General features: G+C 71.7%; 21 protein-coding genes and 1 riboswitch. Of the genes, 15 read left to right on the top strand and 6 right to left on the bottom strand.

Annotated elements, in window-relative coordinates; translation table 11 throughout:
- The first annotated feature begins 180 nt into the window (after positions 1–180).
- The 3 genes from AC0QR5_RS10310 (at position 181) to AC0QR5_RS10300 (ending at position 3,488) form a co-directional block, all read left to right on the top strand.
- Positions 181–1,290: a glutathione S-transferase family protein gene (locus AC0QR5_RS10310; protein WP_329864078.1), complete on the top strand. Its 1,110-nt coding sequence runs from the start codon at positions 181–183 to the stop codon at positions 1,288–1,290.
- Positions 1,291–1,359: 69 nt separating this feature from the next.
- Positions 1,360–2,277 carry a ribonuclease HI family protein gene (locus AC0QR5_RS10305; protein ID WP_329864076.1) on the top strand — a complete coding sequence of 306 codons (918 nt, stop codon included), beginning with the start codon at positions 1,360–1,362 and terminating at the stop codon, positions 2,275–2,277.
- Between the two features lie 47 nt (positions 2,278–2,324).
- Positions 2,325–3,488 (top strand): serine hydrolase domain-containing protein, encoded by a 1,164-nt coding sequence (locus AC0QR5_RS10300; RefSeq protein ID WP_329864074.1) that lies wholly within the window; start codon positions 2,325–2,327, stop codon positions 3,486–3,488.
- On the opposite strand, the gene AC0QR5_RS10295 is transcribed toward AC0QR5_RS10300, so the two are convergent.
- Both AC0QR5_RS10295 and AC0QR5_RS10290 read right to left on the bottom strand, forming a co-directional pair.
- The gene (locus tag AC0QR5_RS10295) at positions 3,398–4,186 is read right to left on the bottom strand and encodes a hypothetical protein (protein WP_329864073.1); all 789 of its coding nucleotides are present in this window, start codon (positions 4,184–4,186) and stop codon (positions 3,398–3,400) included. The two genes, AC0QR5_RS10300 and AC0QR5_RS10295, sit on opposite strands and share 91 nt — an antisense overlap.
- Positions 4,183–4,452, bottom strand: coding sequence for a hypothetical protein (locus AC0QR5_RS10290; protein ID WP_329864072.1), 270 nt, complete (start codon positions 4,450–4,452; stop codon positions 4,183–4,185). The genes AC0QR5_RS10295 and AC0QR5_RS10290 overlap by 4 nt, the downstream gene beginning before the upstream one ends.
- A 110-nt stretch (positions 4,453–4,562) precedes the next feature.
- Here AC0QR5_RS10290 and AC0QR5_RS10285 point away from each other — a divergent pair, with 110 nt between their 5' ends.
- From AC0QR5_RS10285 to AC0QR5_RS10255, 7 genes are all read left to right on the top strand, one after another.
- Positions 4,563–5,330, top strand: coding sequence for an SGNH/GDSL hydrolase family protein (locus AC0QR5_RS10285; RefSeq protein ID WP_329864071.1), 768 nt, complete (start codon positions 4,563–4,565; stop codon positions 5,328–5,330).
- Positions 5,331–5,402: 72 nt separating this feature from the next.
- Positions 5,403–5,501, top strand: a riboswitch (glycine riboswitch).
- Positions 5,502–5,658: 157 nt separating this feature from the next.
- Positions 5,659–8,541: an aminomethyl-transferring glycine dehydrogenase gene (gene gcvP / locus AC0QR5_RS10280; protein ID WP_329864069.1), complete on the top strand. Its 2,883-nt coding sequence runs from the start codon at positions 5,659–5,661 to the stop codon at positions 8,539–8,541.
- 14 nt (positions 8,542–8,555) lie between these two features.
- A complete protein-coding gene (gene gcvT / locus AC0QR5_RS10275; RefSeq protein ID WP_329864068.1) occupies positions 8,556–9,680 on the top strand; it encodes a glycine cleavage system aminomethyltransferase GcvT in 1,125 nt (374 codons plus the stop codon).
- Between the two features lie 38 nt (positions 9,681–9,718).
- The gene (gcvH, locus tag AC0QR5_RS10270; RefSeq protein WP_329864067.1) at positions 9,719–10,099 is read left to right on the top strand and encodes a glycine cleavage system protein GcvH; all 381 of its coding nucleotides are present in this window, start codon (positions 9,719–9,721) and stop codon (positions 10,097–10,099) included.
- Positions 10,096–11,424: a serine hydroxymethyltransferase gene (gene glyA / locus AC0QR5_RS10265; protein WP_475372466.1), complete on the top strand. Its 1,329-nt coding sequence runs from the start codon at positions 10,096–10,098 to the stop codon at positions 11,422–11,424. The genes gcvH and glyA overlap by 4 nt, the downstream gene beginning before the upstream one ends.
- Positions 11,425–11,503: 79 nt before the next feature.
- Positions 11,504–12,913, top strand: coding sequence for an L-serine ammonia-lyase (locus tag AC0QR5_RS10260; protein ID WP_329863752.1), 1,410 nt, complete (start codon positions 11,504–11,506; stop codon positions 12,911–12,913).
- 143 nt (positions 12,914–13,056) lie between these two features.
- Positions 13,057–14,196: a baeRF2 domain-containing protein gene (locus tag AC0QR5_RS10255; protein WP_329863750.1), complete on the top strand. Its 1,140-nt coding sequence runs from the start codon at positions 13,057–13,059 to the stop codon at positions 14,194–14,196.
- A 21-nt stretch (positions 14,197–14,217) separates the two neighbouring features.
- On the opposite strand, the gene AC0QR5_RS10250 is transcribed toward AC0QR5_RS10255, so the two are convergent.
- The 4 genes from AC0QR5_RS10250 to AC0QR5_RS10235 all read right to left on the bottom strand — a co-directional run bounded on the left by AC0QR5_RS10250 (position 14,218) and on the right by AC0QR5_RS10235 (position 19,554).
- Entirely contained in the window at positions 14,218–15,672 is a 1,455-nt protein-coding gene (locus AC0QR5_RS10250) for an NAD(P)/FAD-dependent oxidoreductase (protein WP_329863748.1), read from the bottom strand.
- 2 nt (positions 15,673–15,674) lie between these two features.
- On the bottom strand, positions 15,675–17,627 hold the full coding sequence (locus AC0QR5_RS10245; protein ID WP_329863746.1) for an acyl-CoA dehydrogenase family protein: 1,953 nt from the start codon (positions 17,625–17,627) through the stop codon (positions 15,675–15,677).
- Positions 17,628–17,725: 98 nt separating this feature from the next.
- Positions 17,726–19,120, bottom strand: coding sequence for an aspartate aminotransferase family protein (locus tag AC0QR5_RS10240; protein ID WP_329863744.1), 1,395 nt, complete (start codon positions 19,118–19,120; stop codon positions 17,726–17,728).
- Positions 19,117–19,554, bottom strand: coding sequence for an Lrp/AsnC family transcriptional regulator (locus AC0QR5_RS10235; protein WP_329863755.1), 438 nt, complete (start codon positions 19,552–19,554; stop codon positions 19,117–19,119). Before AC0QR5_RS10235 ends, AC0QR5_RS10240 begins: the two co-directional genes overlap by 4 nt.
- A 218-nt stretch (positions 19,555–19,772) precedes the next feature.
- Here AC0QR5_RS10235 and AC0QR5_RS10230 point away from each other — a divergent pair, with 218 nt between their 5' ends.
- From AC0QR5_RS10230 to AC0QR5_RS10210, 5 genes are read left to right on the top strand one after another with little or no spacing between them, the layout of a single operon-like run.
- Positions 19,773–20,996, top strand: coding sequence for an ABC transporter substrate-binding protein (locus AC0QR5_RS10230; RefSeq protein WP_329863742.1), 1,224 nt, complete (start codon positions 19,773–19,775; stop codon positions 20,994–20,996).
- A 3-nt stretch (positions 20,997–20,999) separates the two neighbouring features.
- Entirely contained in the window at positions 21,000–22,148 is a 1,149-nt protein-coding gene (locus AC0QR5_RS10225; RefSeq protein ID WP_329863740.1) for an ABC transporter ATP-binding protein, read from the top strand.
- Positions 22,145–23,050: an ABC transporter permease gene (locus AC0QR5_RS10220; RefSeq protein WP_329863738.1), complete on the top strand. Its 906-nt coding sequence runs from the start codon at positions 22,145–22,147 to the stop codon at positions 23,048–23,050. The genes AC0QR5_RS10225 and AC0QR5_RS10220 overlap by 4 nt, the downstream gene beginning before the upstream one ends.
- Before the next feature lie 11 nt (positions 23,051–23,061).
- Positions 23,062–23,859 carry an ABC transporter permease gene (locus AC0QR5_RS10215; protein ID WP_329863737.1) on the top strand — a complete coding sequence of 266 codons (798 nt, stop codon included), beginning with the start codon at positions 23,062–23,064 and terminating at the stop codon, positions 23,857–23,859.
- A gap of 27 nt (positions 23,860–23,886) precedes the next feature.
- On the top strand, positions 23,887–24,378 hold the full coding sequence (locus tag AC0QR5_RS10210) for a MarR family winged helix-turn-helix transcriptional regulator (RefSeq protein ID WP_329863736.1): 492 nt from the start codon (positions 23,887–23,889) through the stop codon (positions 24,376–24,378).
- Positions 24,379–24,617 lie beyond the last annotated feature (239 nt).

The raw sequence follows: 24,617 nt of genomic DNA, 5'->3' as shown, positions 1-24,617 counted from the left end.
GGCAGAACCCCCCACGAGTACCGGAACGGCCCGCCAGAACAGCGGGCCGAGAAAACCAAGCGAATGACTCAGCGACATCACACACCCCAGCAACCCACCCCGTCAAGCACTTTTTTCACAAGGCCTCTGACGACCGCCGGCAGGGAGCCTAAGCGCACGCCACCGGTCTAAGGTGTGCTCATGGGCGAGAACGAGTACACCACGAAGGGCTCCTACATCACCGGGGGCGAGTTCACGCGGGACACGAACTACATCGAGGACCGCGTCGTCGCCGATCCGGAGGCCGTCGCCGCCTCGGACGGCGCGACGGGCGACCCGATCGGGAACCCGTACGGCGGGCTGTCCGAGGGTGCCGAGTCCTGGCCCGTGGAAGCCGGACGCTACCGGCTGATCGCCGCGCGGGCCTGCCCCTGGGCGAACCGGGCCATCATCGTGCGCCGGCTGCTCGGGCTCGAGGACGCGATCTCGCTCGGCACGCCGGGTCCCGTCCACGACTCCCGCTCCTGGACGTTCGACCTCGACCCGGGCGGCCGGGACCCCGTGCTCGGCACCGAGCGCCTCCAGGAGAACTACCTCGCCCGATTCCCGGACTATCCGCGCGGCATCACGGTCCCCGCCCTCGTGGACATCCCCACGGGTCGCGTCGTGACCAACAACTACCCGCAGATGACCCTGGACTTCTCCACCGAATGGCGGGCCCACCACCGTGAGGGCGCGCCGGACCTCCTGCCGGCCGAGCAGCTCGAGCACATGGAGCCCGTCGTCAAACGGATCTTCACCGAGGTGAACAACGGCGTCTACCGTTGCGGCTTCGCCGGCAGCCAGGAGGCCTACGACGACGCCTTCGCCCGGCTCTTCAACGCCCTCGACTGGCTCGAGGACCGGCTCGCCGGGCAGCGCTACCTCATGGGGGAGGCGATCACCGAGGCCGATGTGCGGCTCTTCACGACGCTCGTCCGCTTCGACCCGGTCTACCACGGCCACTTCAAGTGCAACCGGAACAAGCTCAGCGAGATGCCCGTCCTCTGGGCCTACGCGCGGGACCTGTTCCAGACGCCGGGCTTCGGCGACACGGTCGACTTCGAGCAGATCAAGCGCCACTACTACGTGGTCCACGAGGACGTGAACCCCACGCAGATCGTCCCCGCCGGGCCGGACCTGTCCGGCTGGCTCGAACCCCACGGGCGCGAGGCGCTCGGCGGCTCGCCGTTCGGCGCGGGAACCGCCCCCGGCCCGGTCCGCGCGGAGGAGCGCGTGGCCGCGGGACACAATCCGCTCTACCCCGCCTAGGGCTGCAAGCCACCCGCACGGACCGCGCCGGTTGCCGAACCGTCGGCGGGCGGTGGCAGGATGGAATCCATGACGATCACCGCTGCCGCAGACGGTTCCGCCCTGGGCAACCCCGGCCCCGCCGGATGGGCCTGGTATGTCGACGATTCCTGCTGGGCCGCCGGAGGGTGGCCGCACGGAACCAACAACATGGGCGAGCTCATGGCCGTTCTGGACCTCTTCCGCGCGACGGAGCACGTCAAGGACGAGCACTTGCGGGTGCTGTGCGATTCGCAGTACGTCATCAACGCCGTGACCAAGTGGATGCCGGGCTGGAAGCGCAAGGGCTGGCGCAAGGCTGACGGCAAGCCCGTCCTCAACGTCGAGCTGCTCAAGGACATCGACGCGGCCATCGCCGGCCGCGACTACAGCTTCGAGTGGGTCAAGGGCCACGCCGGCCACGGACTCAACGAGGCCGCCGACGTGCGCGCCCGGGCCGCGGCCACGGCCTACCAGCGCGGATCCAGGGTCGACGCCGGCCCCGGCTTCCCCGGCGCGGAACGGTCCGCCGCCCCTGCTGCCTCCACCGGCCAGGACACGCTCTTCGCCGCCTTCGAGGACCCCGCCGAGACGGGGACGGGATCGGCCGACGTCGACGCCGTCGTCGCACTCGAGCGCGCGCTGCTGGACCCGCAGGTCCGCGCCGAGGTCGGCGAACTCAGCTACCTCCTGCACCCCGCGTTCCGCGAGATCGGATCGGGCGGCGCGTGGCGCGAGCGCGACGCCGTGATCGCGCTCCTCGTGGAACAGGCCGGGCAGGAGGCCGGGGCCGGACGGCACGCGCCCTGGCGGTTCGAGCTCCTCGAGGCCGCACCGATCGGCCCCGACGCCGTGCACGTCGCCTACCGGCTCGTGGGCCCGGGGGCGGCCACCGCCGTCGGATCCCTCTGGCAGCGCGACGCGGGCCGCTGGCGCCTGCGCCTGCGGCAGGAGACGCCGGAAACCTGACACCGGACGCCGGCGGCGCGGCTTGCCCGTGTCCCTAGACTAGGGGCGTGAGTGATACCACCCGGCCCCAGGCCACCGTCGATCCGCGTTTCGAGTCGGTCGCCGAGCTGCTGCGCAGCTACGCGGAAGAGGATCCCGGCTATACGGCGCAGCTCGCCGTCTACCACGAGGGACGGCCCGTGCTGGACCTCGCCGTCGGCCCGGACGCCGATCCCGCGGCGCTGACCGGGGTCTTCTCCTGTTCCAAGGGAGCCGCCGCGATCGTCATGGCGCTGCTCGTCCAGGAAGGCGTCCTGGACCTCGACGCGCCCGTCGCCGCCTACTGGCCGGAGTTCGCCGCGAACGGCAAGGAGGCCGTCACGGTGCGGCTGCTGTTGAGCCACCAGGCCGGGCTGCAGGGGGTCGACGGCGGGCTCACGCAGGAGGAGTACCTCGATTCGCGCCTCGGCGCCCGGATCCTCGGAGCCGCCGCCCCGCGCTGGCGGCCCGGCACGGCCCACGCCTACCACGCCTTGAGTATCGGCGTGTTCATGGAGGAGCTCGCCCGCCGCACGGCCGAGGAACGCCTGCAGGACATCTACGAGCGCCGCGTCCGCGCCCCCTACGGCATCGATTTCCACCTGGGCCTGCCCGAGGAGCTCGAGCCGCGCTACCGCGACGTGCTCAAGCCGGCCCAGCGACCCGATCCGGGATTCATCGACCCCTACGGCCACTTCGGGCTCGCCGTGAACTCGACGTCCGGCTTCGACGGGCCGGACGGCCCCAGCACGGACATCCTCGACCTGCCCAACGTCAAGGCCGTCCGGGCCGCGGGCATCGCGGCGGCCGGCGGCGTCGCGAACGCGCGCGGGCTCGCACGGCTCTACGCCGCCGCGGGCACCGGGATCGACGACGGCACGGGTGCCGTCTCCGAGCCCCTGTTGTCGGAGGGCGTGCGCACCGCGTTCGCCGAGGAACAGGTCTTCGGCCCGGATCGCTCGCACGGGCTCATGGGCGCCTTCGGGATCGTGTTCATGAAGTCCCAGCCGCGCAACGACTTCGGCTCCTGGCAGGCGTTCGGACATGACGGCGCCAACGCCTCGCTCGCGTTCTGCGATCCCGCCTACGGGACCGCCTTCGGCTACGTGCCGGCCCGCGCCGAGGAATCCGGCACGGGTTCCCGCGGCGGCCGGCTCACCGTGGCGTTGCGCCAGGCGCTGCTCGCCGGCTGAGGGCCCGATCCTGGCCGGACCGCCTCGAGCCCCAGGAGGGGCCACCCGTGGGCCGTCGGCGCGGGGTGCCGCGGCCAGCCGTGAGTCGCGAGCGGCGTTCCGGGCCGGCCCGGCGAGGCCCAGGGGACGGCGAGCACCTCGGCAAGGCGTCCGCCGGCCGCCGTGCCACCCGCCGTGCCACTGGCCAGGCCGCCGCGGCGCAGCGCCCCCTGCCCGGCGCGCAGGACCGCGAGGGCCAGTGAACGTGCCGTGCCGAGGTCCTCGGCCAGCACGCTGACCTGCGCGAACGCGTCCGCCCGGTCGCCGGCCTCGGTCGCGATCGCCGCCGTGAAGCCGGGGGTGCCCGCGAGCGGTACGTCGGCCAGCAGCTCCGCTTCCCCCGGCGACGACGAGGCCGTGCGCGGCGCCGTGATCCCGGCCCGCCACGGGCGGCCGTAGAACGGATCGCCATAGCAGGGATCCGCGGTGTCCGGCGGGGCCGGGAACGGCGATCCGGCGCAATACACGTAGCCGCCGCAACAGAGAGCCCAATGCGGCAGCCGCAGGGCCGCCAACACGTCCCCGGCCGCCGCCACGGCCGCGTGCCCCGTCAGGCCCGCCGCTCCGCGCCCGACCGCCTCCCGCGCGGCGTGCAGCTCCGCCCGGTCGCCGGGAACGTGCAGTTCAAGGCCCGGTATGCCGCCGTCCGCCGCGTTCACGCCGCGTTCCCCTCGACCGGCTCCCGCTCCCCGGGGACGCGCGGCGGCGCGCTGCTGAGCAACTGCACCGCGGTGCCGCTGCGCAGGGCACCGGGCTCGACGGGCCGCAGCGGGGACCACTCCGAGGGGGCGCCCACGGCGACGGATGAAGAGGGGCCGGGCCCCGGCGTCGTTCCCGCGGGCTGGAGGGCGGTTCCTCCCAGCCAGCCCGCGGCCACGAGGCCGACGGAGGCGACGGAAGCGAAGACGGCGTGGCGGATCTGCACGGTGGATTCCCTTCGACGGGGGCCGCCCCGGCGGGCCGCCCTCTGTGCCTCCAGCCTCCCGCGGCCGGCTGGGTGTGGACTGTGCGGGGGCGCGTCGTAGGCTGGGGATCGTGGAATACGGCAAGCGCTTCGTGGCACTGGGAGACTCCTTCACCGAGGGCGTCGGCGACGACGACCCGTCGCGCCCCAACGGCGCGCGCGGCTGGGCGGACCGCGTCGCGGAGCAGTTGTGCGCGGCCGACCCCGGCTGGGGCTACGCCAACCTCGCCATCCGCGGCAAGAAGATCCGCCAGGTCGTCGACGAGCAGCTGCCCGCCGCGCTCGAGCTCAAGCCCACCCTCGCGAGCCTGTACGCGGGCGGCAACGACATCCTGCGGCCCAGCGTGGACATCGACGAGCTCATGGAGGGCTACGCCGGCGCCGTCGCCGCGCTGCGTGCCTCCGGCGCCGAGGTGCTCCTGTTCACGGGCTTCGACTCCGCCGGCTCCGCCGTCTTCGGCAAGACCCGCGGCCGGACCGCGATCTACAACGAGTGGGTGCGCGAGATCGCCGAGCGGCACGGCGCCGTGATCGCCGACTACTGGCGCTGGCGTGAGTTCCAGGACTGGCGCTACTGGGCCCGCGACCGGCTCCACATGGGCACGCCCGGGCACACCCTCATGGCCAAGAAGGTCCTCGAGGTGCTCCGCGCCTCCGACGCCATCCGGACCCCGGAGCTGGAGGCCGCGCCCGCCCTCGGCCGGCTCGCGAAGCTCAAGGCGGACGCCGCGTGGGGCCGGGAGCACGTGCTGCCGTGGGTCAAGCGCCGCCTGACCGGGACGTCCTCGGGCGATGCGCTCACGGCCAAGTACCCCGGCTACGTCCGGCTCGCCCCGTAGCACGGCCGGGCCACTTGGATGTGGCGCGCGTCTCGGAATACAATGAACGGGTGCCCGCAGGGGCACGGCCATCGACATGCGGCGGGAGAGACCCGCTCAAGCCATGGGCGGGCGCCGTAGGAGCAATTTCCTCCCCGGGAATCTCTCAGGCCCCCGTACCGCCGCGCAGAGGCCACTCTGGAAAGAAGTCGCGCAGACTCACCGACGGTGCAAGCGGGACCCGGGAGACCGGGAACCGCGGAATCTCTCAGGTCCAATACAGAGTCGGGGAGGGAACCGAAGCTCATTCGGCGTGCGTGCACACCGACCACCACGGGAGTTCCCTTTTATGACAGCGACCACGGCCACCACCTCCACCGCTTCCGCCGCGCCGGTCTTCGCCGACCGCCACATCGGCCTCGCCTCCGACGCCGCCCGGACCATGCTCGAGGCCCTCGGCTACGCGGACCTCGACGAGCTCGTCGACACCGCCGTCCCCGCCGGCATCCGCCAGGACGCCCCGCTCGAGCTCCCCGCCGCCCTGAGCGAGGAGGAGGCCCTCGCCGCCCTCCGCGCCCTCGCCGCGAAGAACACCGTCAAGACCCAGATGATCGGCCAGGGCTTCTACGGCACCAGCACCCCGCCCGTCATCCTCCGCAACGTCCTCGAGGATCCGGCCTGGTACACCGCGTACACCCCCTACCAGCCGGAGATCTCCCAGGGCCGCCTCGAGGCGCTGCTGAACTTCCAGACCATGGTCGGCGACCTGACCGCGCTCCCGATCGCCAACGCCTCCCTGCTCGACGAGGCCTCCGCCGTCGCCGAGGCCGTGCTGCTCATGCGCCGGGCCAACAAGGCCAAGGGCGAGGCGAAGACCGTGCTCGACGCCGACCTGTTCCCGCAGACCATCAACGTCGTCCGCGGCCGCGCCGAGGCGCTCGGCTTCGAGGTCGAGGTCGTCGACCTCGCCGCGGGCCTGCCCGAGGGCGACATCTCAGGGATCGTGCTGCAGCAGCCGGGCGACTCCGGCCGGGTCGTGGACCACGCGGGCATCATCGCCGCCGCCAAGGAGCGCGGCGCCATGGTCACCGTTGCCGCCGACATCCTCTCCCTGACCCTCATCGTCCCCCCGGGCGAGCAGGGCGCCGACATCGCCGTCGGCAACACGCAGCGCTTCGGCGTCCCCCTCTTCTTCGGCGGCCCGCATGCCGCGTACATGGCCGTCCGCGCGGGCCTCGAGCGCTCCCTCCCGGGCCGCCTCGTGGGCGTGTCAAAGGACGACGCCGGTGCCCCCGCCTACCGTCTCGCCCTGCAGACCCGCGAGCAGCACATCCGCCGCGAGAAGGCCACGTCCAACATCTGCACGGCGCAGGCCCTCCTGGCCATCACGGCGTCGATGTACGGCGTCTACCACGGACCCGACGGACTCAAGGCGATCGCGCGCCGCACCCACCTCGCCGCCCGCGCGCTCGGGGACGTCCTCGCCGGCGCCGGGATCGAGCTGGCCGGGACCGAGTACTTCGACACCCTGCGCGCCTCCGTTCCGGGTCGCGCCGCCGCGGTCGTCGCCGCGGCCGAGGAGGCCGGGGTCAATCTGCGCCTCGTCGACGCCGACACCGTGGGCGTCTCGACGGACGAGACGACGACGGCGGCGCACCTCGCCGCCGTGGCCGCGGCCTTCGGCGTGGCCGACGCCGACGCCCGGGTCGCCGAGGCCCAGGCGGCGGCCGGGACGGGACTGCCGTCCGGCGTCGAACGCTCCTCGGAGTTCATGACCCACCCGATCTTCCACTCCGTGCGCTCCGAGACCCAGATGCTGCGCTACCTGCGCCGGCTCTCCGACCGCGACCTGGCGCTCGACCGCACCATGATCCCGCTGGGCTCCTGCACCATGAAGCTCAACGCGACCGCCGAGATGGAGTCCATCTCCTGGCCGGAGTTCGCCTCCATCCACCCCTACGCCCCCGAGCACCAGACAGCCGGCTGGCGCGAGCTGATCGCCGACCTCGAGGCGCGCCTGAGCACCATCACGGGCTACGCGGGCGTCTCCATCCAGCCCAACGCCGGGTCCCAGGGCGAGTACGCGGGCCTGCTCGCGATCCGCCAGTACCACCTCGCCAACGGCGACGACTCCCGCACCATCTGCCTCATCCCGGCTTCCGCGCACGGCACCAACGCGGCCTCCGCCGTCCTCGCCGGGCTCAAGGTCGTCGTCGTCAAGACCGCCTCCGACGGCACGATCGACGCCGCCGACCTCGACGCGAAGATCGACGCCCACCGCGACGCGCTCGCCGCGATCATGATCACCTACCCGTCCACGCACGGCGTCTACGACGCCGACGTGCGCGAGGTCTGCGACAAGGTCCACGCCGCGGGCGGCCAGGTCTACATCGACGGCGCCAACATGAACGCCCTCGTCGGGCTGGCCCGGCCCGGACACTTCGGCGGCGACGTCTCCCACCTGAACCTGCACAAGACCTTCTGCATCCCGCACGGCGGCGGCGGCCCCGGCGTCGGCCCCGTCGCGGTCGCCGAGCACCTCGTGCCGTTCCTCCCCGGCTCCCCGGCCGGCGCCTCCAACGGCAACGACGGCACCCCCGTCACGGCCACGCCGTACGGCTCCGCGGGCGTCCTGCCGATCTCCTGGGCGTACGTCGCCATGATGGGCGGCGAGGGCCTGACCGCCGCCACCAAGAACGCCCTGCTCGCCGCGAACTACATCGCCGCGCGGCTCAACGAGCACTTCCCGGTGCTCTACACGGGCAACCGCGGGCTCGTGGCCCACGAGTGCATCCTGGACCTGCGCGAGCTCACCGCGAAGACCGGGGTCACCGCCGAGGACGTCGCCAAGCGCCTCATCGACTACGGCTTCCACGCGCCGACCCTGTCCTTCCCCGTGGCCGGCACGCTCATGGTGGAGCCGACCGAGTCGGAGGACCTCGGTGAGATCGAGCGCTTCATCGAGGCGATGACCGCCATCCGCGCCGAGATGGACCAGGTCCTGGCCGGGGACTTCAGCGTGGAGGAGTCCCCGCTGCGCCACGCCCCGCACACCGCCTCCGCCGTCGTCTCCAGCGACTGGGACCGCAAGTACCCGCGCGAGCAGGCCGCCTTCCCGGTGGCCCGCCTGCGCCAGGACAAGTACTTCCCGCCCGTCGGGCGCATCGACGGCGCCGCCGGAGACCGCAACCTGATCTGCTCCTGCCCCGCGCCCGAGGCGTTCGAGGACTAAGAAAGGCACCCGCCATGACCGAACAGACCACCACCTCGCGCCGCACGGCGCTCCACGACGAGCACGCCGCCCTCGGCGCGTCCTTCACCGACTTCGGCGGCTGGGACATGCCGCTCAAGTACGGCTCCGAGCTCGCCGAGCACAAGGCCGTGCGCAGCGCGGCCGGCCTCTTCGACCTCTCCCACATGGGCGAGGTCTGGGTGCAGGGCCCGCAGGCCGCCGCGTTCCTGAACCACGCCCTCGTCGGCAACCTCGCCGTGATGGCCGTGGGCAAGGCCAAGTACTCGCTGATCTGCAACGCCGACGGCGGGATCATTGACGACCTGATCACCTACCGCCGGGCCGAGGACCGCTTCCTCGTGGTCCCCAACGCCGGCAACGCGGCCACCGTCGCCGCGGCGCTGGCCGAGCGGGCCGCCGGCTTCGACGTCGAGGTCGTCGACGCCTCCGCCGAGACCTCGCTCGTCGCCGTGCAGGGCCCGGCGGCCGAGGCGATCCTGCTCGGACTCGTCCCCGCCGCATCGGCCGGGATCGTCACGGGCATGAAGTACTACGCCGCCGACGAGGTCGCCGTGGCCGGCATCGACGTGCTCCTGGCCCGCACGGGATACACCGGCGAGGACGGCTTCGAGCTCTACGTTCCCAACGCGCGGGCCGCCGGGCTGTGGCGGGCCCTGCTCGCCGCGGGCGCGGACGCCGGCCTGATCCCGGCGGGCCTGGCCTGCCGCGACTCGCTGCGCCTCGAGGCCGGCATGCCGCTCTACGGCAACGAGCTCGGCCTGGACACGACGCCGTTCGAGGCGGGCCTGGGCCCGGTGGTCTCCTTCAAGAAGGAGGACGACTTCGTGGGACGCGCGGCCCTCGAGGCCGCGAAGGCCGCCGGGCCGCGCCGCGTCCTCGTCGGCCTCAAGGGCCTCGGCCGCCGCGCCGGGCGTTCGCACTACCCTGTGATGAAGGACGGCAAGACGGTCGGCGAGGTCACCTCCGGACAGCCCAGCCCCACGCTCGGCTACCCGGTGGCCCTCGCCTACGTCGACGCCGCCCTGGCCGAGACCGGCACCCGCCTCGACGTCGACCTGCGCGGCAAGGCGGAGCCCTTCGAGGTCGTCACCCTGCCCTTCTACCAGCGCCAGAAGTAGCACCCACCAGGCACCGCCTTCCCGAAAGGAACACCACCATGAGCAAGGTCCTCTCCACCCTCCGCTACTCCGCCGAGCACGAATGGATCGACGGATCCACCCCGGCCAAGGTCGGCATCTCCCAGATCGCCGCCGACGCCCTGGGCGACGTCGTCTACGTCGACCTGCCCGAGGTCGGCGCCTCCATCACCGCCGGCGAGTCCTGCGGCGAGGTCGAGTCCACCAAGTCCGTCTCCGACCTCTACGCCCCCGTGACGGGGACGATCGTCGAGGTCAACCAGGAGGCCATCGACAACCCGGCCCTGCTCAACGAGGACCCCTACGGCGCCGGCTGGCTTTTCACCGTCGAGGTCTCCGAGGAGGGCCCGCTGCTCTCGGCGCAGGACTACGCCTCCGCCAACGGCGGAGACGTCGAGTGAGCACCACCACGTATGAGCCGGTGGTCGCGGGGTCGTTGACGGCGTCGTTGGCCGCGTTGGATCCGGAGGTCGCTGCGGGGATCGACGCGGAGCTGTCGCGGCAGCGGGGCGGTCTGGAGATGATCGCTTCGGAGAACCACACGGCGCAGGCGGTGATGGCGGCGCAGGGTTCGGTGTTGACGAACAAGTATGCCGAAGGGTACCCGGGGCGCCGGTACTACGGTGGGTGCGAGCACGTGGACGTGATCGAGTCGCTGGCGATCGAGCGGGTCAAGGCGCTCTTCGGGGCGGGTTTCGCGAACGTGCAGCCTCATTCGGGGGCCCAGGCCAACGCGTCGGTGATGCACGCGCTGATCCGTCCCGGCGACACGGTGCTGGGGTTGAATCTGGCCCATGGCGGGCACTTGACGCACGGGATGAAGATCAACTTCTCCGGCCGCTTGTACACGATCGTCCCGTACGGGGTGGACGAGTCCAGCTACGAGGTGGACATGGACGAGGTCGAGGCCCTGGCGTTGGAGCACCGGCCGAAGCTGATCGTGGCCGGTTGGTCGGCGTATCCGCGGCAGCTGGACTTCGCCCGCTTCCGGGCGATCGCGGATGCGGTCGGGGCGTACCTGATGGTGGACATGGCGCATTTCGCGGGCCTGGTCGCGGCGGGGCTGCATCCCTCCCCGGTCCCGCACGCGCACGTGGTGACCTCCACGACGCACAAGACGCTGGCGGGCCCGCGCGGCGGAATCATCCTCTCCAACGATCCGGAGATCGCCAAGAAGGTCAACTCCGCGGTGTTCCCGGGGCAGCAGGGCGGGCCGTTGGAGCACGTGATCGCGGGCAAGGCGGTCGCGTTCAAGATCGCCGCGGGCGAGGAGTTCGCCGAGCGCCAGGCGCGGACCCTGGCCGGGGCGCGGATCCTGGCCGAACGCCTCACCCGCCCGGACGTGGCCTCGCGGGGGATCAGCGTCTTGACCGGGGGCACGGACGTGCACCTGGTGCTGGTGGACCTGCGGGATTCGGTGCTCGACGGGCAGCAGGCGGAGGATCTGCTCGCGTCCGTGGAGATCACGGTGAACCGCAACGCGGTCCCGTTCGATCCGCGCCCGCCGATGGTGACCTCGGGGCTGCGGATCGGGACCCCGGCCCTGGCCACACGTGGCTTCTCCGAGGCAGCGTTCGCCGAGGTCGCGGACGTGATCGCCGAGGCCCTGATCGCCGGGACCGACGAAAACGGTGCCGATCCGGAGACCCTGGCCGGCCTGAAGGAACGCGTCGAGGCCCTCGCCACCGCCCACCCCCTCTACCCGGACCTGCCGAACCTCGGCTGAGCCCCGGACCGTGCACCACGGGCCCGGGACCGGACCGGTTCCGGGCCCGTAGTGCATCCACGCAAAGGAATCCCCACCCATGGCCATCAGCGTCTTCGACCTCTTCAGCGTCGGCATCGGACCGTCGTCGTCCCACACCGTGGGGCCCATGCGCGCCGCCTTCCGCTTCGTCGAGGGGCTCGCCGAACGGGGCCTCGTCGCGCCCACCGAGGGCCTGCGGATCGACCTCTACGGCTCGCTCGCCGCCACGGGGCGCGGCCACGGCACGTTCACCGCGGTCATGCTCGGCCTCGAGGGCTTCCAGCCCGAGCTGATCCTCCCCGAGCAGGTCGACCAGCGGATCGCGGACCAGGAGGCGAGCGGCGTCCTGCGCCTCGCCGCCGAGCTCGGGGCGCGCAAGGACCTCGCCTACGGGGTGCCGGACATGGTCCAGCACCCGCTCACCGTCCTGCCCCGACACACCAACGGGATGCGCTTCCAGGCCCTGGGGGCCGACGGGGCCGCCCTGGCCGACGAGACCTACTTCTCGATCGGCGGCGGGTTCATCGTCCGCGAGGGCGAGGAGGACGCCGTCGTCGAGGAGATCGAGCAGGACCTCGCGGCCGTGCCCTACCCCTTCCGCACGGCGGCCCAGCTCCTGGGGCACTGCCGCGACACGGGCATGGGCATCAGCGAGGTCATGATGGCCAACGAGTGCGCGACCCGCTCCCGCGAGGAGGTCCGGGAAGGGCTCCTGCACATCTGGTCCGTCATGGAGGAGTCGAAGAACAGCGCCCTGGCACGGGAGGGCCTCCTGCCCGGAGGGCTCAAGGTCCGCCGCCGCGCCCCCGACTGGCACGAACGCCTGTCCAAGGAGGACAAGGACCGCGACCCGAAGTACTGGCAGGAATGGGTCAATCTCGTGGCGCTGGCCGTGAACGAGGAGAACGCCTCGGGCGGCCGCGTCGTCACGGCCCCGACGAACGGCGCCGCCGGCATCATCCCGGCCGTGATGTTCTACGCGACGCACTACTCGCCCGGGATCGGCTGGGCCACGCAGGCGGACAAGGAGGACGTCGTCGTCCGCTTCCTGCTGGCGTCGGCCGCGGTCGGCGTGCTCTACAAGGAGCAGGCGTCGATCTCCGGGGCCGAGGTCGGCTGCCAGGGCGAGGTCGGCTCGGCGTCGTCCATGGCCGCCGCCGGCCTCGCCGAGATCCTCGGCGGCTCCCCGGCCCAGGTGGAGAACGCCGCCGAGATCGCCATGGAGCACAACCTGGGCCTGACGTGCGATCCGATCGGCGGACTCGTGCAGATCCCGTGCATCGAACGCAACGCGATCGCCGCCTCCAAGGCCATCAACGCCGCCAAGATGGCGCTCATGGGGGACGGCGAACACCGCGTGAGCCTGGACGAGGTGATCGTGACCATGCGGGAGACGGGCAAGGACATGAGCCACAAGTACAAGGAAACCGCGCTCGGCGGACTCGCCGTGAACGTCGTCGAGTGCTGATTCCAACCGCCGCCTGACCAGCGGTTTCGGCACACCGCGGGGAGCCCGGTCAAGCCCCTACCGGCGGCGTGCGGGCGGTGCTACGGTGGGCGGACGGACCGAGCAGCACGCGGCGCCGACGCCGCGTGGGAAGGAGTTTCCCCATGGCACACCGGGCAGGTTCCACTGGAATCGACGCCACCCTGTACAGGAAGGAAGGCCCGTGGTGCACGGCCTTCGTCGACGCGTCGTTGGGAACCACCGCGGCGCAGGAGGCCGCCGACACGCTCCCCGATACGGTGGCCCGCCTGCTGCAGAGCCAGCAGGCCGCTCCCGGGGACATCGAGGCCATCCGCGCAGTGCTCGTGCCGGCCGAGGGGCGCCCCGCACCCGTCGCGCGGTTCGTGGCCGTGACGGGCGGCGAAGTGGTGCTGGACGAGCTCGTCCCCGGCGTCCAGGCGGGTGCCCCGCACGTGGAGTGCGGGCCGTTCCCGAACCTCGTTCCCCTCGCCCGGGCCCGCGGCGGACAGTTCCCCTACGTCCTGGCCGAGGTCGGGCGCGACGGAGGCGAGGTCACGCTCCGGCACTCGGCGCTGCCGGGCGTCGCGGAGAGCCGCAGCGTGGAGGGCGATCCCGAGGAGGCGCACCACGCGCGCCGGGTCCCGGGCCGCTACGCCGAGCCGCAGAACCGCTCCCAGACGGAGGAGATCTGGCGCCGCAACGCGGACGAGATCGCCGGGCACATCGACGAGGTGGTCCGCGGCAGCAGTGCCCGGCTTGTGGTCCTCGCCGGCGACGTGAAGGCCCGGGAGCTCGTCCTGGGCCAGCTCGCGGAGGCCACGCGCGCCCTCGCCGTCGAGATCGGCCAGAACACGCGTGCCGGCGGGACGGACCAGTCGCACGCCGCGCAGGCCGTCGAGGCGAAGGTCGCCGAGGTGCAGGCCCTGGACCTCGAGGCGCTCACGGAGAAGATCGGCAACCGGGCCTCGGGCGAGCACCCGGCGGCGGTGTTCGGCTTCGAGGAGGTGGTCTCCGCCCTGCAGCAGGCCCAGGCGGACACCGTGCTGGTCTCGGAGTTCCAGGACGAGCACACGCTGCTCGCCCTCGACGCGGAGCCGTGGCTCGCGACGGACGCCTCCGGCACGCCCGGCGCGGGCGTGATCGGCGAGTGGCCGGCCCCGGAGGTCCTCCTGCGGGCCGCCGCCCTGACGGACGCCGCGATCCGCTACGTCCCGCCGGGCGTGCTGCCGAACGGGGCCGGTATCGCGGCCCTGCTGCGATGGCCCAACGGCCACGCCGGCTGACCCGGCGGCGGCCGGGGATTCCTAGGAATCGAAGCCCATCCCGATCGCGTCCATCGCCTGCAGGAACGGTCCCCTCCGGCCGCCGTTGCGGTCGGAGGCGACCAGGGCCGCCGTCATCGCCTGGACGCCGAGCCAGGCGCCGGGTTCGGGCGGGAACGGCAGCGGCTTGCGGCGGACCAGTTCGAGCCCGGTCAGCTCGGTCGGGGCGCCCCCGAGCAGGTCGAGCATGACGCGGGCGGCGAAGCGGCTCGCCCCGACGCCGAGGCCCGTGAACCCGGCGGCGTAGGCCGTTCGCCCGCCGTGGGCCGTCTCGAAGAACGGGAAGAAGCGGCTGCACGTGTCGATCGCCCCGCCCCACTGGTGGCTGAACCGCACGCCCTCGAGCTGCGGGAAGAACGCCAGGAAGTGGGCCGCGAGGCGGCGGAACGAGGCCGGATGCTGCAGGTGCGCGGGGTCGAGCGAGCGCCCGTAGCGGTAGATCGCGTCGTAGCCGCCGATGAGGATCCGGCGCCCTCCGTCCGCATCGCGCACGGGCCGCAGGTAGTGGAAGCGGTTCCCCGCGTCGGCCAGGCCCTCCCCGCCGTCCCAGCCGATCGAGGACCACTGCGCCGCGTCGAGCGGTTCCGTCATGAGCACGTAGTCGTAGACCGGCACGGTGTGGAGGCGGAGCCGGCGCAGGAGCGGCGGGAACGCGTTGCCGGCGAGCGCCACCTGGTCCGCGGCGACGCGTCCGGCGTCGGTGCGCAGGACGACGCCGGGGCCGCGCCCGCCGCGCTCGAGGGACCTCACGGGGGACTGCTCGATGATCTCGACCCCGGCCTCGGCGCACGACCGGGCGAGTCCCCAGGCGAGCTTCGCGGGGTGGACGAGCACGGTCCGGCCCTCCTCGCGCAGCCCGGCGAGCAGGAGCGGGGAACCGATGCGCTCCAGCATCGCGGCGCGGTCCAGGAACAGGGGGCCGGACCCCGCGCCCCCGTCCGCCTCCTCGCGCAGCCACGCCACCTGGTGCTCCTCGGTCGCGGCCGTGATCGATCCCGAGCGGGCCACGTCGGCGTCGATCCCGTGGCGGTCCAGGTCCGCGAGGAGCGCGGCGAGGTTCTCCCGCCCGAGCTCGATCAGCCGCCCGTTCTCCCGGGGCAGGTGGCGCTGGCCGTTCGCGTCGCCGTGCGTGAGGCTGTCCTCGCAGAAGCCCCCGTTGCGTCCCGACGCCGCCCATCCGATCCGCCCGCCCTCGAGCACCACGACGCGCCGGGCGGGGTCGGCGCGCTTCGCCAGCAGGGCGGTCCAGAGCCCCGTGTAGCCGGCGCCGAGAACGGCGAGGTCCGCGGTGTGCCGGCCGGACAGCGGTGCGCTCGCGGCCGGGCGCGCGGGGGAGTCCAGCCAGTAGGGGCGCGTCGCGGCACCGGCGAGCGCGGCGTCGACGGCGGCTGCCGGGATCCGGGCCTCGGCGCGGTCGAACGCCGTGGGCATCCCCATGCTCAGCCCCCGCCGTAGGGCCGGCGCACGTCGGGGCGCTCGTCGTCGTCCCCGGACCAGGGCGCGATCCACGGTCCGGTGCCCTCGGAGGGGTCGATCACGCCGTCCTCGAGCCAGGCGTAGTCCCCGGCGAGGACCTTCCGCGCGAGCCGGCGGTCGGCGTCGTCCGTGTTGGACCAGAGGGCGCGGAACAGTTCCCCGACGCGGTGCCGGGCCTGCCGGCAGGCGGCGTCGGCGAGCTCGGCGGCGGCGCGGGCGCGGGCCGGATCGGAGCGGGCGATCAGCGCGGCGCGGCTCACGCACGCCGACATCGCGAACAGTTCCGCGCCGATGTCCACGATGCGGCCCAGGAAGGCCTGCCGCCCCTCGAGGCCGGCCTGCCAGCGGGCCATCCCGGCAAAGGTGTGGCGGGCGAGCCGGCGCGAGGCGCGCTCGGCGAAGCGCACGTGCCGCGCGAGCCGGCCGTGCTCCCGGTACGACGTCGGCACGAGCCCCGGTCCCGCCGCGAGGCCCGGGAGCCACCGGGCGTAGAACCGCGAGGCCCCGGCGGCGGCGCGCGCCTTCTCGCCGAGGGCCGCGTCCGCCTCGGCGAGCTTGCCCGCGACCTTGAGGTGCGCGTCGACGGCCTCCCGGGCGATCAGCAAGTGCATGATCTCCGTGGATCCCTCGAAGATCCGGTTGATCCGCAGGTCGCGCAGCAGCTGCTCTGCGGGAACGGCGCGCTCGCCGCGGGCCCGCTGCGAGTCGGCGGTCTCGTAGCCGCGGCCGCCGCGGATCTGGACGAGCTCGTCGGCGAGCCGGCACGCGGCCTCCGAGGAATAGAGCTTGGCGATGGCCGCCTCGATCCTCACGTCCTTCATGCCCGCGTCGGCGAGCGCGGCCGAGAGCTCGAACACGGACTCGAGGGCGAACGTCGTCGCGGCGAGGTCGGCGAGCTGGCGGCCCACCGCCTCGTGCCGGCCCACCGGACGGCCCCACTGCACGCGTTCGCCCGACCACTCGCGGGCGATCTTCAGGCTCCACTTCCCGGCGCCCGCGCACAGGGCCGGGATCGAGAGCCGGCCGGTGTTCAGGGTGCTCAGGGCGATCTTGAGCCCCTGCCCCTCCGCGCCGAGCCGGTTCGCGGCCGGGACCCGGACGCCGCGGAAGCGCGTCACGCCGTTCTCGATGCCGCGCAACCCCATGAACGCGTTGCGGTTCTCGACCGTGATGCCGGGGCTGTCCGCCTCGACGACGAACGCCGTGATCCCGCCGCGGCGCTCCGTGCCGTCCGCGGCGCGGTAGGGGTCGACGCGGGCCATGACGACGACGAGCTCGGCGACCGTCCCGTTGGTGGTCCAGAGCTTCGCCCCGTCGAGCACGTACGCGTCCCCGTCCGGGGTCGGCGCCGCGGTGGTGCCGAGCCGCGCGGGGTCGGATCCGACGTCGTTCTCCGTCAGCAGGAACGCGGTGACGGCCCCCGCGGCGCAGCGCGGCAGGAACGCGCGCTTCTGCTCCTCGGTGCCGAACATCTTCACGGGCTCCGGGACGCCGATGGACTGGTGGGCCGAGACCAGCGCCCCCATCGCGGGGCTGATCGAGCCGATGAGCATGAGCGCGCGGCCGTAGTCGGCGAGCGTGAGCCCGAGCCCGCCGTACTCGGGAGGGACCTTCATCCCGAACACGCCGAGTCCCCGCAGGGTGTCGATGTAGGCGTCGGGGACGCGCGCCTCGCGTTCGATGAGCCCGGCGTCGAACTCCTCGAGCGCGGACCTCAGCCTCAGAAGGAAGGCGGCTCCCCGCGCGGCGTCCCCGGGCGGCGGCGCGGGGTGGGGGTGGACGAGCGAGAAGTCGAAGGAGCCCAGGAACAGGCCCTTGGCGAAGCTGGGACGTGACCAGCCCGACTCCCGCGCGGCCTCGGCCACGGCGCGGGCCTGACGTTCGTCGATGGTGGCGCCCTGCGGCGTCGTGCTCATGGTGGACCCCCTTGTCCGGCCGGTCCCCGGGGACCAGCCGGCCTCCCGGGGCTGTCCGCCCAGCGTAGCCCGGGCCCCCGGGCCGCGGTAGGGGCGGTTCAGAGGTGGTTCAGGCCCTCCACGAGGACGGAGCGCAGGATGGACTCGATCTCGTCGAACTCCGCCTGGCCGATCGTCAGCGGTGGCGCGAGCTGCACCACGGGGTCGCCGCGGTCGTCCGCCCGGCAGTACAACCCGGCCTCGAAGAGGGCCGTGGAGAGGAATCCGCGGAGCAGGTGCTCCGACTCCTCGTCCGTGAAGGTCTCCTTGGTGGCCTTGTCCTTGACGAGCTCGATCCCGTAGAAGTAGCCCTCGCCGCGCACGTCGCCGACGATCGGCAGGTCCAGGAGCCTCTCGAGCGTCGCGCGGAAGGCCGGGGCGTTGTCCTTGACGTTCTGGTTCAGCCCTTCCCGCTCGAAGAGGTCCAGGTTCGCCATGGCCACGGCCGCCGAGACGGGGTGCCCGCCGAAGGTGTAGCCGTGGTAGAACGTCGTGTCGCCGTGCGTGAACGGCTCGAACAGGCGGTCGGAGGCGATCATCGCCCCGATGGGTGAGTAGCCGCTCGTCATGCCCTTGGCGCACGTGATGATGTCGGGCGTGTAGCCGAAGTCCTGGCACGCGAACATCGAGCCGATCCGGCCGAATGCGCAGATGACCTCGTCCGAGACGAGCAGGACGTCGTATTCGTCGCAGATCTCCCGCACGCGCTGGAAGTAGCCGGGAGGCGGCGGAAAGCAGCCGCCCGAGTTCTGCACGGGCTCGAGGAAGACGGCCGCGACGGAGTCGGGGCCCTCGAACTCGATCGCCTCGGCGATCCGGTCCGCCGCCCACAGGCCGAAGTCCTTCTCGTTGTCCCCGAACTGCTCGGGAGCCCGGTAGAAGTTGGTGTTCGGCACCCGGAAGCTGCCCGGCACGAGCGGCTCGAACGGCGTCTTCATGCCGGGGATCGAGGTGATCGAGAGGGCACCCTGCGGCGTGCCGTGGTAGGCCACGGCACGCGAGATGACCTTCGTCTTGCCCGGCTTGCCCGTGAGCTTGAAGAACTGCTTCGCGAGCTTCCACGCGGACTCGACGGCCTCGCCGCCGCCCGTCGTGAAGAAGACGCGGTTCAGGTCGCCGGGCGTGTAGGAGGCGAGCCGCTCGGCGAGGTCGATCGCGGGCTCGTGGCCGTAGGACCACAGCGGCATGAACGCGAGCTTCTCGGCCTGCCGCGCGGCCGTCTCGGCCAGCTCGGCGCGGCCGTGGCCCGCCTGGACCACGAACAGGCCGGAGAGCCCGTCGATGTAGCCCTTGCCGTGGTCGTCGTAGATCATGTGGCCCTCGCCGCGCGTGATCACGGGGACCGTGCCCCCGTTCACGAGCGGCGCGTGCCGCGCCATGTGCATCCAGAGGTGGTCGCGGGCAGCCTGCTGGCGGTCGGTGCCGCGGGGGGTGGTGCCGGGAAGGGTGTTCATCGTGTGCCCCAGTCGTATTCCTGCTTGCGGAGGGAGAGGTAGAGGAAGGTCTCGGTCTCGCGGACGCCGTCGATGCCGCGGATCTCGTTGATGGTGGACAGGAGGTCGTCGTCGTCCTCGCAGACGACCTCCGCGAGGATGTCCACGGAGCCGGCGACGACGAGGCAGTAGTCGACGGCGGCCAGTTCCGCGACGCGGTCCGCGGTGGCGACCATGTCGCCGTCGGACTTGATGCCGATCATCGCCTGGCGCGTGAAGCCGAGCTGCAGGGGGTCGGTCACGGCCACGACCTGCATGACCTTCGCGTCGATGAGCTTCTGCACGCGCTGGCGCACCGCGGCCTCGCTCAGGCCCACGGCGCGCCCGATGGCCGGGTAGGAACGCCGGCCGTCCTCCTGCAGCTGCTCGATGATCGCCTTGGACGTCGCGTCCATGGCGAAGCCGTTCCCGTTGGGGGTGGCGGATGATGGGGCCACTGGCCTGGACCTCCTGGAGCTCGCCGGCGGACGGGGCGGTCGACCCGTCTCAGCATGAGGGTATCCCCAAAGAATCGGTTGCGAAAGGGAGCAGTCCGCAACGGAATTCGTGCTGAAATCAAAAATTTACAACGCGGCCTATGGACTCGGCCGCGGACGGCTGCCATCATCCAAGCATGACGAGACGACCCCGGCACGAACTCCTCAACGACCCCGCCGTCCGGTCCCTGATCCGCGCGCAGCTGACCCGCCGGAGGTTCCTCTATGGGGCCGGCGGACTCGGGCTGGCCGGCGCGCTCGCCGCGTGCGGAACCCGCGGAGGCACGCAGCAGACCTCCGCCGCCCCGTCCGCCGTCGCGGACATCTCCGCCGACGACCCGACGGTGAACTGGGCGAACTGGACGCTCTACCTCGACTACGACGACTCGACCCGCACCTACCCGAGCCTCGAGACCTTCTTCGAGGAGACCGGCATCCGGGTCAACTACTCGGAGGACATCGACGGCAACGACACCTACTACGGCAAGGTGCAGAGCCAGCTCTCGGCTGGGCAGGACATCGGGCAGGACATCATCACGCTCACGGACTGGATGGCGGCCCGCGTGATCCGCCAGGGCTACGTGCAGGAGCTCGACCACGCGAACATCCCGAACATCTCCAACCTCCTGCCGGCCCTGCGCGAGGTCGACTTCGATCCGGGACGCAACAGGTCCCTGACCTGGCAGTCCGGCTACGCCGGCATCGCCTGGAACAAGGAGGCCGTCCCGGGCGGGCTGCGCACCGTGTCCGACCTCTGGAAGCCCGAGCTGCGCGGCCGCGTCGAGGTCCTCGACGAGATGCGCGACACGATGGGCCTGATCATGCTGGACAACGGCGTGGACATCTCCGGCGACTGGGGCGGCGACGAGTTCGACGCCGGCCTGGAGGTCCTCGAGGAGCAGATCGCCTCGGGCCAGATCCGGCAGGTCCGCGGCAACTCCTACAAGGAGGATCTCGTCTCCGGTGACGCGCTCGCCGTGATCGGCTGGTCCGGCGACATCACGCAGCTGAACTTCGAGAACGACGACCGCTGGGAGTTCGCGATCCCCGAGGCAGGCTGCACGCTCTGGAGCGACAACATGCTCGTCCCCATCGCCTCGCCGCGCAAGACCAACGCGGAGAAGCTCATGGATTTCTACTACGAGCCCGAGATCGCCGCGATCGTGGCCGCCTACGTCAACTTCATCTCGCCCGTCGAGGGCGCGCGCGAGGCCATGGAGCAGATCGACCCGGAGCTCGTGGACAACCCGCTGATCTTCCCCACCGAGGAGGACCTCGCCCAGGCCCACGTCTTCCGCTCCCTCTCCCCGGAGGAGGAATCCGACTTCGGCTCCCGCTTCCAGTCCGCCATCGGGGTCTAGGCCATGGCGCAGGAGGCCTCGGAGCGCCCCCGGGGGACGGCGACGTCGGGCCGGGACCTGGTCCTGGACTCGGTGGTCAAGCGCTTCACCGACTTCACGGCGGTCGACGACGTCTCCCTGACGATCCCGGCCGGATCGTTCTTCGCGCTGCTCGGTCCCTCCGGCTGCGGCAAGACGACGACGCTGCGGATGATCGCCGGCCTCGAACAGCCGACGTCTGGCACCATCTCCATCGGCGGCGAGGACGTCACGCGCCTCGCCCCGCATCAGCGCCAGGTCAACACCGTCTTCCAGTCCTACGCGCTCTTCCCGCACATGAGCGTCCTGGACAACGTCGCGTTCGGGCTGCGCCGCCGCCGCGTCTCCGGCACGCAGGAGAAGGCCAAGGCGGCCCTGGACATGGTGGAGCTCGGCCACCTCGGCGCCCGGCGTCCGTTCCAGCTCTCGGGAGGGCAGCAGCAGCGCGTCGCGCTCGCCCGGGCCCTCGTGAACCGGCCGGCCGTGCTCCTGCTCGACGAGCCGCTCGGCGCCCTCGACATGAAGCTGCGCCGCCAGATGCAGGTCGAGCTCAAGGCGATCCAGACGGACGTCGGGCTGACGTTCATCCACGTCACCCACGACCAGGAGGAGGCCATGACCATGGCCGACACGGTCGCGGTGATGAACAAGGGACGCGTCGAGCAGCTCGGGCCGCCGCGCGAGCTCTACGAGCTGCCGAAGACGGCCTTCGTCGCGAACTTCCTCGGGAAGTCCAACCTGATGCAGGGCAGTGTCCAGGAAGACCTGGGGGGCATGATCGGCGTCGACGTGGCCGGAGTGCGCGTCCTGGTCCCGAAGGACCGGGCCACGACGCATTCGGGCCGCGTCGTCGCCGGGGTGCGGCCGGAGAAGATGCGCATCCTCGAGGCCTCCGATCCCGTCCCCGACGGCGTGAACCAGCTGCTCGGCGACGTCGTCGACGCCTCCTTCACGGGCATCAGCACCGAGTACCTCGTCGACGCGCCCGGCGTGGGCCTCGTCGGGACGTTCTCCCAGAACCTCGGGCAGAAGCCCGCCGCGCCGGGCGACAAGGTCCGGCTCGTGTGGGACCCGGAGTACACCTTCGGCCTGGCCGGGGACGAGGACGCGGCGGAGGGGGTGGACGCGGTATGAGCACGACGGCGGTGGCGAGCCCCGAGGAGCTCGCGGCTGCCAAGCGGCGGGGCCGCACGGGGCTGTACCTCGTGCTGCCGGGATTCATCTTCCTCCTGCTGTTCTTCGCGGCGCCCGTCGTGGTGCTGCTGGCCATGTCGCTCTACGCGAAGCCGCCGGGGGCCGAGGTCGGGGAGTTCGTCCCCGCGCTCGAGTTCCGCAACTACGCCGTCGTCCTCTCCGCCTACTGGGAGGCGCTCCTGCGCTCCTTCTGGTTCGCGTTCATCGCCACCGTTGCCGCCTTGCTGATCGGCTACCCGATGGCCTACCTCGTGGCCGTGCGGCTGCGCCACCGCAAGCTGCTCGCGGGCATCCTGCTGGTGCTGCTGATCGCGCCGTTCTTCTCCAGCTTCATCCTGCGCACGCAGGCCTGGAAGCAGATCCTCGCCGACGAGGGCCCCGTCGTGGAAGTGCTCCGGGCCGTGGCGATCCTGCCGCCGGACGGCCGCCTGACCGCGACCGCGTTCGCCGTCGTCTGCGGCCTGACCTACAACTTCCTGCCCTTTATGACGCTGCCGATCTACGCGAGCCTCGCGAGCCTGGATACCCGCCTGCTCGAGGCCTCGGGGGACCTGTACGCGACCCCGTTCACGACGTTCCGCAAGGTGACGCTGCCGCTCTCGGCGCCCGGCGTCTTCGCCGGCACCCTCCTGACGTTCATCCCCGCCTCCGGCGACTTCGTCAATGCGTCCCTGCTCGGCAACAACCGCGACACCACGATGATCGGGCAGGTGATCGACTCGCGCTTCTTCCGGGTCGTGGACTACCCGGGGGCCTCGGCGCTGAGCTTCATCCTCATGGTCGCGATCCTGATCCTGGTCATGATCTACATCCGGCGCTTCGGCACCCGGGAACTGTTCTAGGGGGGGCGGCGATGCGGCAACGGTTCGGGCGCTGGATCATCCCGGTCTTCGGAGGACTCGCCTTCGTCTACCTCCTGGTCCCCATCGCGTACATCTTCGCGTTCTCCTTCAACGACGCCGGACGCACGAACCTGAACTGGCGCGGCTTCACGTGGGCGAACTGGGCGAATCCCTGCGGGGCCCCGCAGGTCTGCGACGCACTGGGGAACTCGCTGCGGATCGGCCTCACGGCGACGCTCATCGCGACCGTCCTGGGCACGTGCATCGCGCTCGGACTGGTCCGCTACAGCTTCCGCTTCCGCAAGGCCGCGGACCTGCTGATCATCCTGCCGCTCGCGACGCCGGAAGTCGTCCTCGGTGCCTCGCTCCTGGCGCAGTTCCTGAACCTGGGCTGGAACCTCGGCTTCTGGACGGTCGTCATCGCCCACACCGTGTTCTGCATGGCGTTCGTCGTCGTGACCGTCCGGGCGCGTGTGGCCTCCCTCGATCCGAAGCTCGAGGAGGCCGCGGCGGACCTCTACGCCTCGCCGCAGTCCGTGTTCTGGAAGGTCACCTTCCCGCTCCTGCTGCCCGGCATCGTCGCGGCCGCGCTGCTGTCCTTCGCGATGAGCTTCGACGACTTCATCATCACCAACTTCAACTCCGGCAACTTCGATACCTTCCCGAAATTCATCTACGTCGCCGCGACGCGGGGCATCCCGGCGCAGGCCAACGTCATCGGCTCGTCGATGTTCCTGCTCGCGCTCGCCGTCGTGCTCGTCGCGCAACTCGTCTCCTACCGCAGGGCCAAGGCGCAGGCGGCCCGCTAGCCGCCGGGCTGTGCCAAGATGGTTTCCATGACGGAACCCCGCTGGCTCACGAGCCAGGAACGCGAGGCGTGGCTCGCCCTGAACGCCGTATCGATGCAGCTCCCGAGCCGGCTGGACAGCGAACTGCAGAAGCAGGCGCAGATCACCCTCTTCGACTACAACGTGCTCGCGATGCTCTCCGAATCCGAGGGGCGCATGCTGCCGATGAGCGAGCTCGCCTCGGTCACCAATTCCTCCCTGTCCCGCTTGAGCCATGTCGTGAAGAAGCTGCAGGGCCGCGGTTGGGTCGAGCGCTCGCAGAGCCCCACGGACGCCCGCGTCACGATGGCCCGGCTCAACGACGCCGGTTGGGAGATGCTCGTGGCGCTGGCCCCGCAGCACGTGGAGTCCGTGCGCAGCATCGTCTTCGACGCGCTCGAGCCCGACGACGTTCAGGACCTCGCCCGGATCGGCCGCAAGATCGTCGGCCGGATCAACCCGGCGCACTGGATCTTCCTCGATCAGACGGCGGACTGCTAGGATCACCGCCCGTTTTGCGCTCCACCGCCGCCCGGTCTAGGATGGTAAGGCGTTAAGTCGTGCCCTGAAAGGGGCGCGGTTGCCCGTGAACCGAATAACGCGACCCGACCGAGTAGGGAAAAATGCTCAACCGGGACGCTGAATTCACCGTAAGTTTCGCGCAAGTAAGGCGCTTCGGTTGGTTCTCACCCAGCCTGGTTACCTTCGAACGTCGCAGTAAAAACGGTGTCACAACTGGT

Source organism: Arthrobacter sp. J156 (genome assembly GCF_056172865.1).
The sequence above is the reverse complement of the archived record's forward strand: the minus strand, read 5'-3'. Positions and strand labels throughout refer to the sequence as shown.

Bases quoted from the DNA above. Each gene is read 5' to 3' on its own strand.
- AC0QR5_RS10310 (WP_329864078.1), top strand. From the start codon at position 181: ATGGGCGAGAACGAGTACACCACGAAGGGCTCCTACATCACCGGGGGC.
- AC0QR5_RS10305 (WP_329864076.1), top strand. From the start codon at position 1,360: ATGACGATCACCGCTGCCGCAGACGGTTCCGCCCTGGGCAACCCCGGC.
- gcvP (WP_329864069.1), top strand. From the start codon at position 5,659: ATGACAGCGACCACGGCCACCACCTCCACCGCTTCCGCCGCGCCGGTC.
- gcvT (WP_329864068.1), top strand. From the start codon at position 8,556: ATGACCGAACAGACCACCACCTCGCGCCGCACGGCGCTCCACGACGAG.
- gcvH (WP_329864067.1), top strand. From the start codon at position 9,719: ATGAGCAAGGTCCTCTCCACCCTCCGCTACTCCGCCGAGCACGAATGG.
- AC0QR5_RS10260 (WP_329863752.1), top strand. From the start codon at position 11,504: ATGGCCATCAGCGTCTTCGACCTCTTCAGCGTCGGCATCGGACCGTCG.
- AC0QR5_RS10255 (WP_329863750.1), top strand. From the start codon at position 13,057: ATGGCACACCGGGCAGGTTCCACTGGAATCGACGCCACCCTGTACAGG.
- AC0QR5_RS10250 (WP_329863748.1), bottom strand. From the start codon at position 15,672: ATGGGGATGCCCACGGCGTTCGACCGCGCCGAGGCCCGGATCCCGGCA.
- AC0QR5_RS10245 (WP_329863746.1), bottom strand. From the start codon at position 17,627: ATGAGCACGACGCCGCAGGGCGCCACCATCGACGAACGTCAGGCCCGC.
- AC0QR5_RS10240 (WP_329863744.1), bottom strand. From the start codon at position 19,120: ATGAACACCCTTCCCGGCACCACCCCCCGCGGCACCGACCGCCAGCAG.
- AC0QR5_RS10235 (WP_329863755.1), bottom strand. From the start codon at position 19,554: ATGGACGCGACGTCCAAGGCGATCATCGAGCAGCTGCAGGAGGACGGC.
- AC0QR5_RS10230 (WP_329863742.1), top strand. From the start codon at position 19,773: ATGACGAGACGACCCCGGCACGAACTCCTCAACGACCCCGCCGTCCGG.
- AC0QR5_RS10225 (WP_329863740.1), top strand. From the start codon at position 21,000: ATGGCGCAGGAGGCCTCGGAGCGCCCCCGGGGGACGGCGACGTCGGGC.
- AC0QR5_RS10220 (WP_329863738.1), top strand. From the start codon at position 22,145: ATGAGCACGACGGCGGTGGCGAGCCCCGAGGAGCTCGCGGCTGCCAAG.
- AC0QR5_RS10215 (WP_329863737.1), top strand. From the start codon at position 23,062: ATGCGGCAACGGTTCGGGCGCTGGATCATCCCGGTCTTCGGAGGACTC.
- AC0QR5_RS10210 (WP_329863736.1), top strand. From the start codon at position 23,887: ATGACGGAACCCCGCTGGCTCACGAGCCAGGAACGCGAGGCGTGGCTC.